The organism is Gilvimarinus chinensis DSM 19667 (assembly GCF_000377745.1).
Lineage (GTDB): Bacteria > Pseudomonadota > Gammaproteobacteria > Pseudomonadales > Cellvibrionaceae > Gilvimarinus > Gilvimarinus chinensis.
In genome coordinates this window covers 27,181-48,134 of record NZ_KB898715.1, presented here as the reverse complement: position 1 = coordinate 48,134, position 20,954 = coordinate 27,181, and the positions used below count along the sequence as shown (strand labels likewise).

The 20,954-nt window shown below is 50.8% G+C and carries 4 protein-coding genes; all 4 read left to right on the top strand.

Annotated elements, in window-relative coordinates:
• Positions 1 to 46 precede the first annotated feature (46 nt).
• The 4 genes from D568_RS0117785 (at position 47) to D568_RS0117770 (ending at position 20,953) form a co-directional block, all read left to right on the top strand.
• The gene (locus D568_RS0117785; protein ID WP_026287141.1) at positions 47 to 838 is read left to right on the top strand and encodes a DUF1206 domain-containing protein; all 792 of its coding nucleotides are present in this window, start codon (positions 47 to 49) and stop codon (positions 836 to 838) included.
• Between the two features lie 8 nt (positions 839 to 846).
• Positions 847 to 1,458, top strand: a complete 612-nt coding sequence (locus D568_RS0117780; RefSeq protein WP_020210963.1) for a YqaA family protein — start codon at positions 847 to 849, stop codon at positions 1,456 to 1,458.
• A 270-nt stretch (positions 1,459 to 1,728) separates the two neighbouring features.
• A complete protein-coding gene (locus D568_RS0117775; protein ID WP_020210962.1) occupies positions 1,729 to 3,426 on the top strand; it encodes a ShlB/FhaC/HecB family hemolysin secretion/activation protein in 1,698 nt (565 codons plus the stop codon).
• A 34-nt stretch (positions 3,427 to 3,460) separates the two neighbouring features.
• Entirely contained in the window at positions 3,461 to 20,953 is a 17,493-nt protein-coding gene (locus tag D568_RS0117770; RefSeq protein ID WP_020210961.1) for a two-partner secretion domain-containing protein, read from the top strand.
• Position 20,954: the final 1 nt, after the last annotated feature.

Here is a 20,954-nt window from a genome sequence, read left to right as displayed (position 1 = left end):
TACGTTACTCGGGACTGGGCCCGAGCATTCATTTAAGGTTTAGGGCATGTCATTACAAAAACCTGCGTTATCGTTTCTCGCCCGCAGTGGGTATGCGGCAAGAGGAGTAGTGTACCTTTTGGTAGGGGGATTAGCATTTTTAGCATCCATTAATGCAGGGGGTAAAACGACGGGGGGTAAGGGTGCTTTGCAAAGTTTACTCGATGCTCCGTTTGGGTATGTAATTCTTACGTGCTTAGCGTTAGGTTTAACGGCCTATGCAACATGGCGCACAGTTCAAGCCGTGGTAGATACGGATAATCACGGAAAAGGTGCCAAAGCCCTGGCTATTCGTGCGAGTCTTATTGTTAGTGCCGTGCTCCATAGCTTACTTGCTATCTCTGTCGTTCGGTTGCTGGTGTCTTTTGGTGGATCGGGAGGTGAGGGCAGTAAGAGCCTGGTGAGCAGCCTAATGGAAACCACTGCCGGGCGCGCTGTACTTGTCGCCGTATCTGCAGCCATTGTCGTAGCGGGTTTGGCTCATGCATATAAAGGTTGGGCGGCGAGTTTCGATCGGCATTTTTCAGTACCCACTCACTTACAGCCTCTATTGTATCCATTTTGTCGATTCGGCTTGGTTAGCCGTGGGCTAGTATTAATGGTCGTTGGTGGTTTATTGCTGCTAGCGGTTTATAACATGGATGCATCTCAGGTGGGTGGCATGGATAAAGCCTTTTCCTGGCTTCACGCTCAAGTCTTCGGAAATATTATTCTGGCAGGAGTTTCCTTGGGATTATTAGCTTTCGCAAGTTATAGTTTTATCGAAAGCCGCTACAGAATAATCGGTTTAAGTCGTTAAGTTTATTTATGATTAGTTCTATTGGCGCAGACGGTGCAAAACATTGGTTTAAAAAAATTAGCCAATCGAAACACATGCTGTGGTTAATAGGTTTTTTATCTTTTCTTGAAACTATCATTCTCCCAGTCCCTATTGAATTAGTGCTTATTCCTTTAATGGCTGCTAACCGGGATAAGCTATGGAAGATTGCGTTGGTGACTACGCTCGGCTGTCTGCTGGCATCGCTCATCGGATACGGAATAGGCATGGCTTTTTTCGAGTCGCTTGGACGTTGGGTTGTTGAGAACATGGGATGGGAAGGCGCTTTTAAAGAATTCCAGGATTTCTTTGACCAATATGGTTTTGGTGCGGTACTCATTGTCGGGTTAGTACCTATCCCTTTTCAGGTGGCAATGTTGAGTGCGGGTATGGCTGGGTATTCTATTTTTTTGTTTGTCCTGGCTGCGTTAATTGCCCGGGGTGTTCGCTATTTTGGATTGGCCTGGTTAGTAATGAAGTACGGCCAGAAGGTGCAGCACATGTGGCAAAGAAACGCCACGAAAACCGGAATGGTTGCTGGTTTGGTAGTGGTAGGTTTGTATGCAGTTATGCATTACATTTCCGTACTCATCATGGGGTAGGTTATTTTAAACCTGTCGCCTAGTGTTTTTAATTTACCATTTTAATGGCTGTTAAGTAATCCTCTGAATAATGAGTTGGGTAACGAATTATAGATTTCGTAGTTAATATTTTTAACTGTGATGCGCGTCTCACTTTTAAGGTGTTGAGTTTGGTTGTTGCTTTAAGTGTGACGATTTCGTGACTAATATCAGGTATAGAAAAAATATTTAAAAGGAATTAATGCTGATTGATGTATAGATAATAAAGATATAATACAAAGGATTGTATAGGTGACATTAACAATAAATAAAACTATATGGATTCTGAGCCTGGTAATTATTGGTTCAGCATTCATTGAGCAGGCAAGTGCAAACGCTTTAGAAGACGCCGTCCGCAATAATGAACAACGTATAAAAGACGATGAGCTTCGTCGCGAAGACGAGCTCCAGCGTAACCTTCCCCATTCCGATATTTTTCTACAGCAACCAGCCGAGCAGGCACCACTGTTTAATCAAGATAGCCAGCAGTGTTTTGATATTCACACTATTGCCGTTGCAGGGGTAACGCGATATTCCAGCGCCAGGGTAGATGAGCTAACGGCCCCCTATACAAACCAGTGTTTGGACATGGCCAGTTTGCAAAATATAGTCAGAGCCATCAGTAACCTGTATTTAAACGGCGGCTATGTCACCAGCAAAGCCTATGTCCAGCCTCAGGGAATACGCGACGGTGTGCTGGACATTCTGGTTGTCGAGGGCCGCCTGCAGTCGTTGCAAGCTAAAAAGGGCAAGTTAACCGAGCGCCAGCTCTATTGGGCTTTTCCGCTTGCCGATGGTGACTTGCTCAACCTGCGGGATTTAGAGCAGGGGCTGGAAAACCTTAACCGTCTGCGTCAGAACACCGCGACTATGGAATTACTGCCGGGTGAGCAGCGCGGTTCAACTGTGGTGGAAGTTGACAATATTCAAACTCGCCGCCTCAGCGGTGGCGCCGGTGTGAATAACAGCGGTAGTGAAGCCACGGGCGAGTATTTGGCGAACCTGTTTGTCTCTTGGGATAACCCCTCAGGCTCGAGTGATAACCTTTATTTAACCTTCAGCCAGTCGGTGGATGCCCCGCCCGATGCTGAATCAAGCAGCTATGCCCTCGCTTACAGTATGCCTTTAGGCAACTTGTTGCTGCGGCTCAATGCCAACCAGTTTGATTATCAGCAAAAAGTGTCCGGCGCGGTGGAGGACTTTACGACCAGCGGTTCATCCGAGGGGCAGTCGTTGGGCGCAGACTACATGCTGCGCCGAGGGCAGGCCGATAAACTGGCGCTGTTGTTGTCTTTCAACCGTAAGGTGAGTCGTAACTATTTAGAGGATGTATATCTGGATACCTCTTCTCGGGTGCTTTACCTAACTGAGTTAGGGCTTAAATACACCCGTTATATCCAAGGCGCCGTTGCGCGATTGGAAGGTGTTTGGACGCGCAGTGGCGATTGGCTGGATGCAAAAACAAAAGTCGTTAGCGCCGAAGACGATTTTCAGTTCGACAAGTTCTCTGTAAACGCCAACTATTCAACGGGGTTTTCGTTACAAGAAGTTCCGTTTAGCTATCAAAGCAATCTGTCACTTTATTACACCCCTGATGATGTTATCGCCTCCGAGGCTTTGTCTCTCGGTGGGCAATACACCGTGCGTGGCATTGAAAACGCCAGTATCGTCGGCTACAGCGGTGGTTACTGGCGCAACCAGCTGGGCCATCAGTTTGAATTGCCCGTTAACGCTTCGTTAAATGTTTCCTTGGCGTTGGATGTCGGCAACAGCGACACGCCCGAATTTCCCGAGCAAGGCCGCGAGTGGATGGCGGGTGCCGTTATCAGTGCGGCGCTGGCCAGTCGACGCCTTGGTATCAATTTAACCTACGCACACTCCCTGCAAAGCCCCGAGTATTTAAACGCTCAAGATTACGGCTTTTATGCATCAGCGCAGTTGTACTTTTAGCAAATAATCAAACAACACAGTTCGCGAGCGCACTATGGAACGCAAAAACAAAACACGGATTATTTCTCTCTCTGTCATTATCGCCATGATTGCCAACCCCGCCCTGGCAGAAAGGCAGCGCGCCGATGAAGTTCGAATGCGCCAGTTAATGCAGCAAGCCATGCAAACCGGTACGATCCAAAAGTCCAGTTCTCGTCGAACGGGTGCGCAAAAAGTTTCAGCGGATATGTCCGCGGGGGTGGTTGTCGATCACTCGGCCCCCGCTCGTAATCAATCTCGTTTAAAAGAATCCTCTAACGGTACACTGGTGGTGGATATTGCCGAGGCCAGTGCAGCGGGAGTATCTCATAACCGCTACCAGAATTTTAACGTCGATGAAAACGGCTTGATTTTAAACAATAGCACCGCACCGGTTCTGACTCAGTTAGGCGGCTGGACCGACGGTAACCGCAATTTAACTGGCGGTTTGGCCAATATAATTTTAACAGAGGTAACCGGCGCCTCCCGTTCTAACCTACTGGGGCACATAGAGGTGGCAGGCCAAGCCGCTGAATTTGTACTCGCAAACCAAAATGGCATTACCTGTGATGGCTGCGGGTTTATCAATATTCCCCGGGCAACCTTAGTCACTGGCCGGGCCAATATGACAAACGGCAACCTGGATGGCTTTACGCTGGGTGACGGTGATTTTGTGCTCCAGGGCGATGGCATCAACACCTCGAATGTTGACCGGTTCGATATCGTAACGCGCATGGCAACTATTAATGCCAGTCTTTACGGTAAAAAGGTTAACGTGTTAACCGGTAACGACTATTTCTCTTACCGCGACGGTGTTATCAGCTCGACCGAAAACTCGCAAGGCTCTACATCGTCTGGTGTTGCGCTGGACGTCGCGGCTTTGGGCGGAATGTACGCACAAAGCATCCACCTGATTGGTACCGAAAAAGGTTTGGGCGTTAACAGCGAGGGTTTAATTCAATCGGTTCAGCAGCTGGAAATTTCGGCAGATGGCGACATTCGCCTAAAAAATGCGGTCTCTAATCAAGCCGTTACCATTGCTTCCGCTTCTGAGAGTGTCATTGCCGATGGGCAAGTGTACGCGCCGACAGTGGAGCTTATTGCAAGCGACACTATCACCAATACAGGAATGCTAGCCGCTCGAGATTCACTGTCCTTGCAGTCGGACCATATCGTCCAGCAAGGGAATTTATACGCAGGCCTGGCGGAGGATGGCTCGCTACTGCCTGAAGCAAGTTTTAGCTTGAATGGCGTTAATCACCTGGAAAATTCCGGTTTTATGTACAGCGCGGAAGATTTGTCGCTGTCATTGCAGTCGCTGAACAATAATAACGGCCACATCGTATCCGGTGGGGGAATAAATTTTGACGTTGCCGAGCAAATTGGTAATCGCGCCGGTGTGCTTCAGGCCCAGGCGGGCAATGTGCAACTTTCCGCCGATGCACTGGACAATCACATCGGAGAGATTCATGCAGAAGATCAGTTCGAGCTTTCTATTGATGTTGATAACGGCGTAAACAATTCGCAAGGTACTCTGTTTAGCACCGAGGCTATCAGCATCCAGGTGGCTGAAGGAGATATAGAAAATTCGCAGGGGAAAATTAAAAGCCAGCGCATAGCGCTGAGTGCAGAAGATATCGTCAATGATGCAGGCTTTATTGATGCACAAACCCTCAGTGTAAATGCCGGTAGGTTGGATAATCGCAGCGGTGTTCTGCTGGCGAGCGATACGGAAGGCTCGGGCCTTTCGCTTCAAATTCAGGGCGACATTGACAACGAGCAGGGAAGCATTCATTCGGCAGGTGAGTTACAGCTTTCCGCAACGGGTGGCCTGAACAATACCGGTGGCACCATCAGCTCTACCCAGGGTGAGCTAACGCTGAGTGTGTTAAATGATATAAATAACACACATGGGGCGATCACCGCGCAGACCTTTACGCTCAACGCTACTGACCTGACAAATACCGAAGGCCTGCTGTCAGCCGACTCGTTCACCGGCGGCTTGCAAAGTATCAACAATCACCGGGGCAGCATTCAAGCGCAACAGTTACATATTGATGCCGCTCAGTATCAAAGCGCGGGCGGGCTTTTGCTCGCTCACGGTGAGCAGGCTGACTTGACCCTGAACATTGAAGGGCTTATCAGCAACACTGCAGGCGCCAGCATACAGACGCAGGGTGAGAATTTTGATATCGCCGCCGAAAGCTTAATCAATAACGACTCCGACATCCTCCATTACGGCCACGGCGAGTTCAATATTACCGCAAGCCATACTGATAATAGCGACGGTGTTATTAGTAGCCAGGGCGACATTCGCCTGGATATTTCCAGCCTGGACAATCGTCTTGGCGTCATTAATGGCGATGCTTTGTTTGTCACCGCCGATGATCTTGTCAATGACGATGGTCAGTTGGCGGCCTCTGACATTACCGTGGATGCGCACCGTATCAGCAACCGATCCGGGTTGCTTTCGGCTGCCAATCGTTTGAACTTGCAAACTTTTTCGCTAGATAACGTCGGGGGCGAAATTTCTGGTGCAAGTGGTGTGTCTCTGTCTTTTGCTGCGAGCGATGCTCTGGATAATCGCAACGGGGTTATTGTATCCGGCCAGGACTTACACATTGATGCATTAGGGTCTTTGCGCAATACCGGTGTGCTCCAATCCCAAGGCAGTTTCACTTTTACCGCAGATCAGTTGGCTAATGATGGCCAGCTGCGCGGCGACAATGTGAGCCTCGAATTACATCAGCTTACCAATCACAATGGCGGTTTGATTGAAGCGCAGTCGCTCAGTATTGATGCAACAGATATACACAACGTGGGGGCGATTCTTTCCTCAGGGGCGGGCGACCGGGACTTCCAGCTAAGCGTCGGTAATTTTTTCAATACGGGCCTGCTAGAGGTTTATTCCCATAACCTGAAACTCAGTGATATCGCCTACGAGACACAGGGCGGCCGTATTATTCACCACGGTGAAGGGCGGCTTTCTGTTGCTACCGGCATTGTATTTGATAACCGTACCGGCACGCTTTATACCGCAGGAAGTCTGGATATCAGGGCATCGGTAATCGATAACCGCGGCGGTGAAATCAGCGCGGGTAAAAATCTGGGTTTAACGGTAAATGCTTTTAACAATGAACAGGGCCTACTGCAATCGGGCGGCAGCTTGACTTTTGATTTGTCCGAGATGAACAACCGCGCCGGGCGCATTCATCTGTTTTCTGATTCCGATTCAAGCTTTACCATTGAAAACACACTCGATCTTACCGACGGCGAGATTATCTCGTTTGGTGAAGGCGGCTTATCACTTGCGGCCAATCAGGTCGTGAACACTCGTGGGCAACTATCGTCCCATAGCGACATTCATATTCAGGCCGAGACATTTTTGAATCAGCAGGGCGTTTTATCCGCTGCGACTAATGTCACCCTGAACGCGGAAGAAATCGATAACCTAGACGGTGAAATAAGTGGACACAGCGTCACCATTACCACGCCAAAGTTTGCAAACCACGGCGTGGTATCCGCGTTTTCGCAGCAGGGCGAAGCCTTGATCTTTTATGTGGATGAGCTTATTAATCGTGGTTTACTGGAAAGCTACGGTGTGACTTTGGATTTGAGTGATACCCACCTAGACAACCGTGATGGACGGTTGCTGCACCAGGGGCAGGGTATGCTAACGCTGCAGCAGCAGGCGCTGGATAACACCCGTGGCCAGGTGTACACCGCAGGCTCATTAAGTGTGTCGGCGCAGTCAATTGACAATACCTCGGGGGAGATTGTCGCTGAGGGCATAGCAAGCTTAAATGCCGCCCAGGGCATTGTTAATTACGCCGGGGTCATTCAATCCCAAGACAATCTCACAATACAGGCAAATGAGTTAAACAATGAAGCCGAAGGCTATGTGGTAGCGCTAGGCCAAGCGGCGAATCTCAATGTAACAAACCTTGTCAACGACTCGGTGATTCAGGCCGCTCACGATCTAAACATTGACGCTCATCAGTTGATTAACCGGGGGGATGTCATTGGCACCGGCGTAATCCTGAACGCAAACCAAATGAATAATACCGGCCTTATCAGTGCTCAGAATTTATCAACTCAGGCGGGACAACTACTAAATAACGAAGAAGGTATGGTTCAGGCCAGTGAGCTGGACATTCTTGCAGATAGTTTCGTAAATGCTGGCACCGTGATTGGCTACGGACAAGACGCTTCCGGTACGTCGCTTAATGTCGATACATTGGCCAACACAGGGCGCATTGAAAGTTATGGTGGTGTGCTGTCCGTGCAGGCGCGCGAACTTATTAATTCGCAAGGGTTATTGCTTGCCTCGGGGGCACAGACTCATTTGGCCGTGGCGACCGATGCGTTCGATAACCGCGATGGTGTAATCGCATCTGGCCACGACCTTACGCTCGACACTGATAGTTTCATCAACGCCAACGGTGAAGTAAGCGCGGCGCAGACACTGCTTTTACAAGCAGCACAATTGGATAACGCCAGTGGTGTTATCTCTTCGGCGGCCGAGCTGGACATTACCGCAACTTCACTGAATAACACGGCGGGTGGCTTATTAGTGGCGGATGAGCAGATCCGTGCAAATATTGCGAACTTTAATAATACCCAGGGTCGGCTTGCCACCTCGGAGCTTAACCTCACCCTTGAGGCACTGCACAACGCAAACGGATTAATCAGTGCGGATTATTTCAGTATTGCGGCCGATAGCGTAGACAACACCGCAGGGCTGTTACTTGCCACCAATTCACTTGAGGCGAGCACACTAGCGGTAACTTCTTCGCTCAATAACACCGCGGGTAGCTTACAGGTAGATGGCGGCAGCTTTGCCATCAGTGCCGATGAACTAAACAATGGTGGCAGCGGCCAAATTGTTCACAGTGGCGCAGGTGAGTTGGCGGTTACTGCAGGGCGTATTAACAACGGCGCCGAGTCTGTTATTGCCGGTGAAGCGAATGTTCAGCTAACGGCTGCTACTGACCTTGTTAACCAGGGTGTGATTCAAGCGGCTGATAATTTGCTGGTTGATACCCACACGTTTGAGAATAAGGCGGGCCAGATTCTGGCCGATGGCGGTATCAGTATTCGCGCTGACACCATCACTAACAGCTCGACAAACGAACAAGCGCGTGGTTGGCTAAATGCGAACTGGATAGACATTACCGCCGCACGTTTCGTGAATGACCAGTATGCCCGCGTAGAAGCCTCGGAGCTTGTGCTGTCCGCCACCGAGACAGTTAACCACGGGTTGTTGCTGGCGGCTGATGAACTAGCTGCATCCAAGCTTGCGATTACGACAGACACACTGAGCAACAGTGGTCATATTGAATCTTACAATGGTGTGGCCACCGTACAAGGTGGGGTAATAGACAACAGCGGGGTAGTGGCACAAACACAAGGCCAAACGCTGCGGCTTGAGGCCGATACCCTGAACAATACCGGAGTACTGGCCGGTGATGGCGAGCTGACGGTAATTGCCGAAGGTCAGTTACATAACCAGGGCGAAATAGCCGGTACCGGAAGCGGGGCGGTTAGCTTGTCGGCCGCCGAATTGATTAACGAGCAAGGTCTGCTCAGTGCCAGCACATTGGATATTCAGGCGGGGCAGCTGAACAACCTGGCCGGAGAAATCAACGCCAATACCTTAGGCATTACCACTCAGCAGTTGGTAAACGATACCGCCACGATTCTCGCCGCGAACCTTGCAATTGAGGCCGCCGACGTCATCAACCGAGCCGATACCGACGGGCAAAGCTACCTCAGTGCCGACACTCTTACCCTTAGTGCGAATACACTCAACAACACCGCCACGGTTCAGGGCCAACAGCTGACGCTGGATACCCATACTCTGACGAATCGCGAAGGCACCATACTGGCCACTGGTGAGCAGGGCGAGAGCTTGCGGCTGCTAGCCGCCCAAGTAGATAACAGCGGCGGACTGATTGAAGCCCACGGCGAGCATTTGTCTATCGGCGCGGCGCTCACCAATCAGCAAGGCACCTTGTTGCATACCGGTAATGGCTTACTAACGCTATCGGATATCGACAACAGCGGCGGCCAGGTGGCGACGCAAGGCGCCTTAGAGCTTGACGCCACCGACGTAAACAACAGCCAGCAAGGGTTGATTCAGGTGGCCGGTACTGCCGAGGTATCCGCCGCTCGTTTGCATAACCAAGGCGGTACTTTGGTTGCTGGGCAAGGTTTATCGTTAAACGTCGACGAGGTGCAAAACACGGATGGCGGTTTGGTGCTATCGCAATCCACCCAAACGGATGACTTTTTCTGGAGTGGCAGCACCTGGAATAACCAGTACGGCACCTTAGAAATTCATTCGGCTGATCAGACCTTGCAGCTTGACGGGTTTAATAACGCAAGCGGTACTCTCTACCACGCCGCTGCCGGCACACTCACCCTTGAAAGCCTCGCAGACTGGAATAGCGGCGACGGCGTTATCGTCAGCGATGGCGATATCGAGGTTCAAGCGCAGCAGCGTTTTACCAACAGTGGGACACTGGCAGCGAACGGCATTGAAATTTATGCCACTGAAATGGAAAACCAATTTGACGGTTTTATCAATGCTGTTTGGATGAGCCTGGATGCTCAATATGCCACTAACTTTGGCACCGTCCAGACTGGTCAGTTTTCGTTGCGCTCTGGTGTGTTGCGCAACCAGGCCACGCCCGCTGGTGACGGCAGCTACGAAGGTGGCCTGCTGATGGTTACCTCTGAACAAGACAATGCGTTTAGCCTTAATGGTAATAGCCTGGAAAACAGCGCCGGAGCGCGGCTGCAGCTCAGCTCAGCGAACAGTCACATGGATGGACAAGTAATTAACCAGGGCGTTGTCGCCGCATTGGGCGAAGGTGAGCTGTCGTTTAACGGGCTGGTTAACCACCAGGGGGTGGTGTATTCGGGCGGCTCTATCACCGTGGCGCAGGGCAACTGGGATAACCGCGAGGGCGAAGTGCGTGCAGAGGGTGCCGTGAAGGTGGATGCATCGGCACTGAATAATACTAACGGAATTATCCAGGCCGCGACCGGCCTGAACATTAACGCTGATACCTTAATAAATACACACGGCTCGGTGTTCTCGGAAAAAGGTATAGCGCTATCGCTGCAAGACATTCTGGATAATTCTCGCGGCGCGGTGCTGGCAGAGTCTGGGGCCGTCACCATCCAGGCTGACACCTTGCTAAACGAGCGCGGCTTTATCGAACAAGCAGGCCAGGGCAACTTGGTACTGGAGCTTGCTAGTGTGTTGAATAACACCGGCGGCCAAATCAATACCGAAAATCATCTGCTCATCGACAGCGCGCAAATTATTAACAATGCCTTTGCCCAATCGGGTGAAGATGACCGCCAGGCCATTATCAACGCAGCGCACACTACCCTTACGGCAGAGCAGCTGAGTAACAGCGGCGGTTACATTCAAGGGCAAGAATTTTTGTCCTTGGATATTAATCAAATAGACAATCGCGCCGGCACCTTGATTGCTATGGGTGAAGGCAGCGGCAGCTTTACGCTGCAAAGCGAGCTTTTGGATAACCGCAATGGTGGCTCGTTGCAGGTGTTCCAACACGATCTATCCCTCGTGGGACTTGAGCTGAATAACACCGGGGGTATCATCGAGCACCGCGGCCAGGGTTTGTTTACCGCGAATAGTGAATCCGTATTGCGCAACGCGGGCGGTGTGATTCAATCGGCCGGCGACATTACGTTAAACGCTGCCAGTATTGATAACACCGATGGCGCCATTGCGGGGCGGGGCGTGACCTTAACCGCCGAAAACACAATTCATAACGCGGATGAAGGCTATATCGCCGGCGATACCCTAAACCTTTCCGCCCAGTGGGTGGATAACACCAACCAGGGTATTGTGGCTTCGGTGGGCGAGGGTGAAGACACCCTGAGCTTAAATGTTGATAAATTTAGCAATCACTACGGCACCGTACGCAATAGCTCCACCAACTGGGATTTTGTATTTGGTGAAATCGACAACGAAAACGGTACCGTTATTCACACCGGTAGCGGGCTGTTTAATCTCGACCACCCCGATACCCTCACCCTTACTGGCACCGTAGCCTCTACCGGGGATATTCACGTCAGCGCCAGCGACTTGCACAGCACGGGCAACTTACTGGCCGATGGTGATATGACCCTTGATATTACCGGTGCAGTGATTAACGCCGGCCAGGCCATTATCCGTGCTGGCGAAGCATTGAACCTAACCGTGGGAGGGCAAATAGATAACTCGGGAGGTATCACCGCCTTCTCTGGTTTTGACCTTACCGCCAGCGGTGCGCTGAATAACAGTGGCATTATCGTTACCGATTCGCAAAACGCCACAATAACTGCCAGCCGCGTTAGCAATAGTGGCGATATTGCCCACAATGGCACGGGCGCCTTTACCCTAAACACCACCCAACTCGACAATGGCCTGTTGCCGGGCGCTGCTGCTGTGCAAAGTGTCGCCAGCTCTCAGAGTGAAAGCACAAATGAACCTGCCGGCACCCTAAAAACCGGCGGTACTTTGGCAGCCAGCGGCGTTGTGCTGAATAACAATGGCGTTATCAGTGCCGGCACCTTGCAGTGGACAGACTTTGACACGCTGGTGAACCAGAGCCTCGGTCGGATAGAGGCCAGCAGCATTCAACTAAGCGGCAACGCCTTGGACAATGCCGGGCAAGTAGTTGCCACCGGCGTGTCGGGCTCGATGGAGCTGGCTGTGGCTACACTGACCAACCGAACCGGCGCAACCTTGGCCAGCAACAGCCAAAACCAATCATTTATGGGGGATGTAATCAATGCGGGTAGTATCGTTCATGCGGGCACCGGGGTTTTAAAACTGGGCAATGCCGGTGTTATGAACATTAGCGGTGGCACAGTGTCCACCGCGGGCACTGCGCAACTTAGCGGTAGCATTACTGGCGCTGGCACGGTATCGGCGGCCAAGCGTATTAGCATTACCGGAGTGGGTACTTTTACTAACACTGGCAGCACCCTTTACTCCCAGGGCGATATCGACATCAGTGCTGCGGTGAACAACCAGCAAGGCGTCCTGATTGCCGATGGCATTTTGGATATTGATACCAATGGCACCATCGAAAATAACAACGGTCACTTGCAAGGTGGCCGGGTGCAATTAAACGCCTCGCGGCTTAATAACACCGGCGGCGGTAAAATCCTGTCTACCAGTGGCGGCAGCGGTTACATCAGTGTAGGAAGTCTTAATAACCGTGGCGGTAGTATTGTCGCCAATAATGCCAGCTTTTCGGTCGCTACCAGCGGCGCTCTTAATAATACCGATGGCAGCATTCAACACACGGGTGGCACCCTCACGGTTACAGCTGGCTCTGGGCTAAACAATGCCAGTGGCAAAGTACAATCCGTTAGTACCTTGCGCTTACGCGGCGGCCCTATTGAAAACGACAATCAAGGCGTACTCTCTGGCGCTGTGCTGGACATAAATACCAGCGCGTTGACTAACGCAAACCAGGCGAGAATTATTGGCACCGGCTCTGGCACCAATGAAATTATTGTTTCCGACCTGACAAACTCTGCCACTATATCGGCAGGTGGCTCTGGTTTTAACGTGGATGTGGCAAATACGTTTAATAACGCCGGCGGCACCCTGGCCTTAACCGGCACAGGCTTTCTGGATTTAACCTTTAACCAATACCAAAGCGATTCTGACAGTAATATTCGCAGCAACGCCAACCTTTCCTTGCAAACCACTCAGGCCCTTGGCAACGCCGGTGACATATCCGCAGGGGGTTTTCTCAGCGTTTATGCACAATCGTTTAACAACGCTAGTTCCGGCCAGGTGGACAGCGGCAATGTTCTTGCTATTGATACGGCAGGCGGCAGCTTTAGCAATGCCGGTACGGTAAGTGCGGCTGAGGCACTAGAAGTAAAGACTGCTAACTTTTCCAATAGCGGGACGCTCGCGTCAGATAATATCCTGCATTTGAGTATGGACACCTTAAATATAGGCAGCGGGAATATTGAGGCCAAAGGCCTGTTGGATATTCAGGTAATCAATAGCGTTAACCTTGGTGCCAACGAATCCTTAGTCAGTGAGGGTAGCCTTATTCTTGCCAGCGAGGGCAGTATTTTTAATGGCGGCACTATATCAGCCAACGGGGATGTCACGTTAACTTCGCAAGGTTTAACCAATGATGTGTCGGCTGTAATCAGCAGCGGCGCTACGGCGGAGCTGAACATTACCGGAAACTTGAATAATAGCGGCACCATTGAAAGCTCAAGCAACGTAATTGTTAACGCCGCGAGTGTACAAAACAATCATTCTATTGGCGCGGGAAATAATCTTGAGTTGTTTGCCGATAATATTACCAACCAGAACAACGCTGTTTTGTACTCTGGGTCCTCCATGACTCTGGGGGTAAGAGACACCTTAAACAATTACTACGCGGACATTCTCTCCTTAGGCACAATCGATATTAGAGGTAAATCCTCTGGTAGCAGCGCTCATCTGATTCAAAATACCGGCGGCACTATCAATTCTTCAACAAATATGAGCTTGTCGGCGCAAAGCGTCGTCAACTCGACAGAGGGTGTCAGTGAAGAGTATTTGGGCTTAACCGATACCACTGAAGACAGTACCTATGTCGCGTTTCAGGAGAAATGGGGCAACGGGGCAGAAACTTCAGAAGGACAAGCACTGCTATCCGGGATGACTATCACGGAAGGTTTTCATCCTGGTCGCGTTCCTCTACAGAAAGACCTTCAGTTTTACGATAAGAAACTCGTAACAGAAAAAGAGTACTTCACCACTGTGGTTCGAACGGAGGGTAAACGAGCTGGATTAATTTCATCCGGTGGCAACATGGCTTTTTACAACGCAGATGTGATCAATGACTTTGGTAATATCAATGTTGGAGGAAACCTCACCGCTCAAGGGGCGAAGCTGGCCAGCTTTAATACCGCTAAAAATCAAACCGATGTAATTACAACAACCTACGATGAGTACGATGTTGAATTTGATGTGTACGAGAATGACCCTTATACCGGTGTTGAAACATTTAGGAGAGAGTATAGGCTTGTAGGCCATAAGAACCGCAATCAGGAAGAATCCGTCGAAAACGCTGACCTTAAGTACGGCCAAATTAACGTTGCGGGGAATATGGCGGCCAGCTTTGAGCATGATATTTCATTTGAGGGAAGTAGCAGTCTTGACGGGGTGGACGAGCGCTCAATCAGTGTCAACAACACCGCGCAAGCGGTTGGCCGCCTCCAAGAAAAACAAGATGAATACGCCAGCGTAACAGGCGACGGCGGCAGAGACGGTCAAAGAGGAAACACCAACCAGTCGCAACGGCAATATGCAGATCAGGAAACCGGGCGCGATGGAGATGCCACAGCCGGTGGCGACAAAGAAATACACGTAAACATTCTTTCTCGCCAAGCTGAGGATGCCACGGCCAAGCAGGCTCAGGCCCAGCAAGCGGCTGCCTCTACGGCGCGGCCCACGCAAGAGCGCGCCGAAGCGGGTGATGACTTTGTACAACAACAACTGCAAGACTTAATTGCACGCTACACACCAGAGCCAGAAGTTTCCGCTGCTGAGCAGGCACAAGGCCGTGACGCGGGTGTTGATGGCACCGGCGCCCAGCAGCAAGCACTGGCTGATGGCGAGTCCACCCCGGTAGATGGTACCCAGGTAGACGGCAATACCGAGGTGGTGGCCAGCAACACCAATACTGAAGGCGGCAGCCAGACGCTTCCGGCGGAAAGTACAGATCAGCTGGCCGAGTTTAAAAACCGCGCCGCCGAGCAGGGCAAAGAAGTGGTGCTAACCCCGGGTGGCCAATACGTCATGGTGGACCCGAAAAACCCCGAAGCCTCGGGGGCGCAAAGCCCCACGGGCGTTGAAATTTCTACCGCCCCGGATAACTACAACCCCGAGTACCTGGGCGGCCTTTACGTTGAAAACACCACTCCCGAAGGGCAATACCTGGTAGAAACCCGCCCGGAATACACCGAGTACGGTAACTTTCTTGGTTCCGACTATTTGCTGAACGCCATTGGCTACAACCCGGATAAAACCCAAAAGCGCCTTGGGGACGCCTTTTATGAAACCCAGCTGGTCAACCAGGCGCTAGTGGGTCAGGCCAACCTGAGTTTTGGCGCTGACGGCGTGAGCGACGAAGCGCGCATGCAACACTTGATGGACAACGCCATCGCCGCCAATGGCTCGATGGAGCTGGCCGTGGGTATTGCGCTTACTGCAGATCAAGCGGCCAGCCTTACCGACGATATTGTCTGGATGGTAGAGGAAGAAGTAAACGGAGAAACCGTGCTCGTTCCCCGGCTGTATCTGGCCAGTTTAAGCCAGGATGACATGCTGGCGAATGACAGCGCCCTTCGCGTGGGCGGTAATGTGTACGTCGAGTCTGGCGGTAACATCACGTTTAACGAAAATGTTCGCAGCCGCGGCACCATGAATTTCTCGGCTGATGGTGCAATTGATCAAAATGCTAACCTCGCTTCTTTAAGTGGTTTAAGGTTAACAGCGGGCGAAACCCTGACTAACACCGGCAGCTTACAGGCAGATCTGTTAGAGCTAACCGCAGGCGGCGATGTTACCAACCTTGGTTCGCTGGGGGCAGACCGTGGGTTATGGGTAAACTCTGAGGGTGGCAGTATTATCAACAGCTCGGTGGCCGATATGGTGTCGGGTGGCACCCTTAGCCTGACGGCGCAGCAGGATATTATTAACCAGCAAGGCTACCTTGAAGGCGTAGACGTTGCCCTAACCACCGAACTGGGCGACATAGTTAACAGAACCGAATTCGAACAACTTGAATACAGCACGGCCTGGAGCCAGGGTGTAAAAACCAAAGTGGGCGAAGCCTCGGTGATTGTTTCCCATAACTCACTGTCGCTGGATGCCGGCAACAACCTTGAACTGCAAGGAAGCTCCCTTTCTGCCGACTCATTTGTCGCCCTTCGTGCGGGCAATGACATTCAGCTTGAAGCGATAGAGAAAAAATCCACCTATCAATCCCTTCATCACGACAGCGAAGGTAGCCGGGTTGAGTATCAGGTTGCGAACATTCAAAGTGGTGGCGATTTATTAGTCGATGCCGGTCGCGATATCAATGCCGAGGGTACTCAGTTTGACGCCGGCGGCTTTGCATCAATAAGCGCAGGCCGCGATATTAACCTAGAAGCCGTTGCCAATAGTCGCCACAGTCGTTTCGATTATGGTGACCTTAAAGGCGAGCGCGAGATAATAACCCATACCCAAGCCAATGTTATTGGCGATCAGGGAGTTAGCCTTAAAGCCGGACAAGATATCAACTTAACTGGCAGTAATGTGATTTCCGAAAACGGCAATATTCGCTTGCACGCCGAGCGCGATACGAACTTGGTGGCGGTAACGGATTCTGAGTATCACTATAGCTACGAAAAGAAAAAGAAATCGTTTGGTCGCAGTGAAACCAACATCAGTGAATCAATGCACGAGTCAGCCGCTGGCGGTGTGATTGCCGCAGGCGGTAGCGTACTAATCAATACTCAGACTTCGGACCAGGGTCTAATCAATCTCGATAGCAGTAATGTCAATATCGTTGGCGGTGTGATTCAGGCGGATGAGCATATTCTGGTTAGTGCCGGAGATGACATTAATATCACCGGAACCACTTACCAAGACTATGAGTATCAAGAAAGTCGCAGTACCGGTTTTGGTGGTTTTAGTAGTGAATCGGTTGGCGCGGTAACCGACACAGCTCGTTGGAACAGCGCCGTAGTTGATGCCGGTGGTAGCGTAGTTATGGATGCCGGGAATAACCTGTCGGCCATTGGTACGGATATAAGCGCCGGCAAAGACATTGAACTAAAAGCCATCGATCAAGTGTTTATTGCCAACGGTGTGGAATCTAGTAGTGAAGAGAGCTGGAAAAAGTCGTCAGGCTTCTTTACTAGTGGTGATATATACGCCGCCGAAGAATCTCGCACGGGCGAGACGTTACAGCAAGTTGTGGGCAGTAATATAAATGCTGAAGGTGTGGTGATTGTCGATTCGGGTAGCACTACGATTGTGAGCTCTAATATTCACGGCGGTGCCGGTGTAAAGATTACCGCTGACATTGGCGATGTGAAAGTGTTGTCGGCCGCTAACACCAGCGAGACGTTTAGTTTTGAAGAGTCTAAAACGGTTGGCCTGGGTGATCTGGTAGAGGGGTGGGGAGATACCGATGGCCCCATAAAAAACCAAGATGGCCGACTTACGCTAACGTTTGCGGATGCCACCTACGACCGGGTAGAGACACAAACCAACGCCACCGACATGACCGGCTCCACCATTACCAGCGGCGGCAATGTTATCGTTGATGCAGCGAACGATATCATGATCGAGGGCTCTACTTTAGTCGCCGGAGTGGGGGCCGATGATGCGGAACAGCCCCATGCGATTCAAAACCCTAATGGCGGCGTGATCTATACCGATACAGTAGCGCAATCGGCCGAGTATCAATCTGGCGGCCAGCGTGTTGCGCAGGCCGCGCCTAGCACTGGCCCCGAAAACAGCGTCATCCTCTCGGCGGGTAACAACGTCACCATTAAAGAGGCCACCAACACCTACGAGTCTGAAACCAAAGAGGTCCATGGCACGGCCGAGATGAGTTTAGTGGTTCAGCATCAAGCGGCTGAGGTGGTTAAAGCGATAGAAGCGACTGAAGATGCTCGCAAAAACGTCAAGCAGGCTAAAAAAGACCTTAAAAACTACGAGAACAACCTCAAACAACTGCAAAGTAATCTGGGCCAAATGGAGGCCGATTACGAAAACGGCGTACCGGGCATTAACTACAACGACTTGCTTGAAATGCGCGAGTTGGTAGAAGACGTTGAGGGCGACAAAGAGTGGTACCAGGGCGGTGTCGTTTTGGCGGAAGCCGACTTGACCGCAAAGATCACCGCCTTGGCTCAACAGACGGCGGCGGCCGCGCAAAGTACAGGAACCTACGGCTTTAACGCGGGCGTCCAGTTGGATATTGATGCCAGCAAAACAGAAGAGACGATTAAAGAAACCACCTCACTCGCCTCTAACGTTACTGGCCAAAATATCCACATCCAAACCGGTGTGGGGCAAGCGTCGGCCGCCGGTACCAATACCACCATTCAAGGCAGCAACGTTATTGCCGACAATGCATTGTCTATCAACACCGGCAGCCTTGATGTGCTGGCCAGCCGCGATACCTTAGAGATAGACAGTAATTCTGAGCAGGCTCACATTACCGCTCAAATGACCGTCTATGGCGCCTCCGGTGGTGCCAGCATCAGTGGTGATTACAGTCGCAGCAAAAGCGGCGAGAACCACACCACTTACAACAACAGCACCTTGATGGCGGACAACATGACTCTCAACACCATCGATGATGCCACCATCCGCGGAGGCAACGTTCGCGCCGAGAGCGTGCTTAATGCCACTATCGGCGGCGATTTAGCGGTGGAGTCTGTACAAAACCGCAGCCGTACGCAAAACAACAGTATGGGTGTAAGTGGTGGTATTAGCTTAGGGGGAACAGCAGACAGCAAAAAAGACAGCGTAACTAACAGCGCCGGACAAACCGTTAGCAACACCCGTGGTCAAGGGGTTAGCGACATAGCAGGCCTAGCTGGTGCCAACGGTGGCATCAACGCTTCCAATGGCATGAGTGTTACCAAAGAGACCGTGCGTAGCTCGCTCACCTCTGGCGGCATCGCTAACATCAACGTAGGCGGAGTCACTCAAATCACCGGCGCCACCATCGGCACCACCGATGACGAGGGCAACGATTTAGGTAACCTTAATCTCACCACCTCCGAGCTTCGCTTTACCGACTTGCGCGATATTCACATGAGTAATCAAACCAGTGGGTCAATTAGTACCAGCGTCAGCCTGAGCGGAGCCAGTACCACCGAGCTAGAGCAAGGCCAAACACTCGCTAAAGATGGAGAAGGCCGAGACATGACCGTTAACACCACCAATATTACCTACAGCAATGCCTCTGAGTACGATGCCAGTAATTCGATGGCTACCTTGGGTACAGGTAATATTACTGTGGGAGGCGTGGCGCTTGAAGAAAATGGTGAGTTAACCGAGGCTGGGGCTGCGGAAGGCTCGGTGCTTGCTGGGTTAAATCGTGATACCGCTAATACCACGAAAGAATTGTGGAGTATTGATCGACAGGAGGGGAATGTTGATTTGCAGGTAGATCATCGGTTTTTTAGTGAGGAGGGAAGGGGGCAGATTCAGGGGGACCTTGAAAGCTTCGGTGAAAATATACAAATAATTTCTCAAAATGTGCCAAAGGCATACGAGGGAAATGCTTTTGAGATGGCAATAGGCGAATTTCTTGAGGATCTAAATGATTGGACTTACGGTATTACACCGTCAGACTTATCTGGTGGTGGGCTTATTGGTGGCTTACCGTCTGTCCTGGGAGTTAAAGACAATCAACATCAACCAATAATTGTAATGCCCACCGATGATCCTCTAGCCTCAGGTGGTGATTACGATAGTTATAAGATCATTGAAAATCCAAATGACAGTATTGTAGATAGTCAAGCGTTCATAGTGGAGTCATTATCCGGTAGCGGCTCCGATACTGCTAAGTTAAATTATCTATTAAAAGAGATTCTCAGTGATCCGGGGCAGCGCCCGTCAGCCGGTGAACTAAACGGTTTGACGTTGGTGATCGGTGCAGATATTGACAAGTCGACAGCAACGGATCAGAACTCTGTAAACGGTATGTTGAACAATCCCTTGCAGGCAATAATCAACGGCAAACAACAGACTCAAAGCGATCGTTTTAATGTTGCGTATAACCCAACTCACGGAGTGGTAGGGGATCTTTTAGAAGCTGGTATGGATAAGCTCTTTGATCGCGCGGGGCTACAGTCTGGAGTGTCACGTCAAACGGGTGAGTATATTTCTAATACCTTGTCTGCTAGAAGTGAACAGTATTCAGAAATAGGGGAGAAAAAAGATGATGATGTGTATATCGCAAACTTTGCGCTGCATTCTCAAGCTAATGCGATTGTTAATGCAGCCTTAAATAACGACGGAGTGAGAATTGATAAGTTAGGAATAACAACTAAACAGGCTGCAGGTGTGACATTTATGATGTATGGATCCCCTGTTGCGAACGAATCGATGGAGAGATCAGTAAGGGAGAGTGGGTTTACGTTCGCTGGATCCATATCTAATGATGGGGATTCAGTGTCAGAGGTTCTAGGAGGTAATCAAGGTCTGTACTTGCCTGAAGTGAAAGGCAAAGATTTAAACTCTCCATTGTCCTTTGTAGAGAGAATTGCAAGAGGAATTAATGGTTTTGAGGGCGAGGGTGGTATTGTTAATACCTTGCGCGGAGATAAGAACGAAATCTTGGATGAAGAAGGAAATGTGACCAATAATATATCCACCCATTCAACATATTCATGTGTCGAAGAGTCAAAAACGTGCGGTAATCGCAACTTCTCTCGGAGGGATTAGC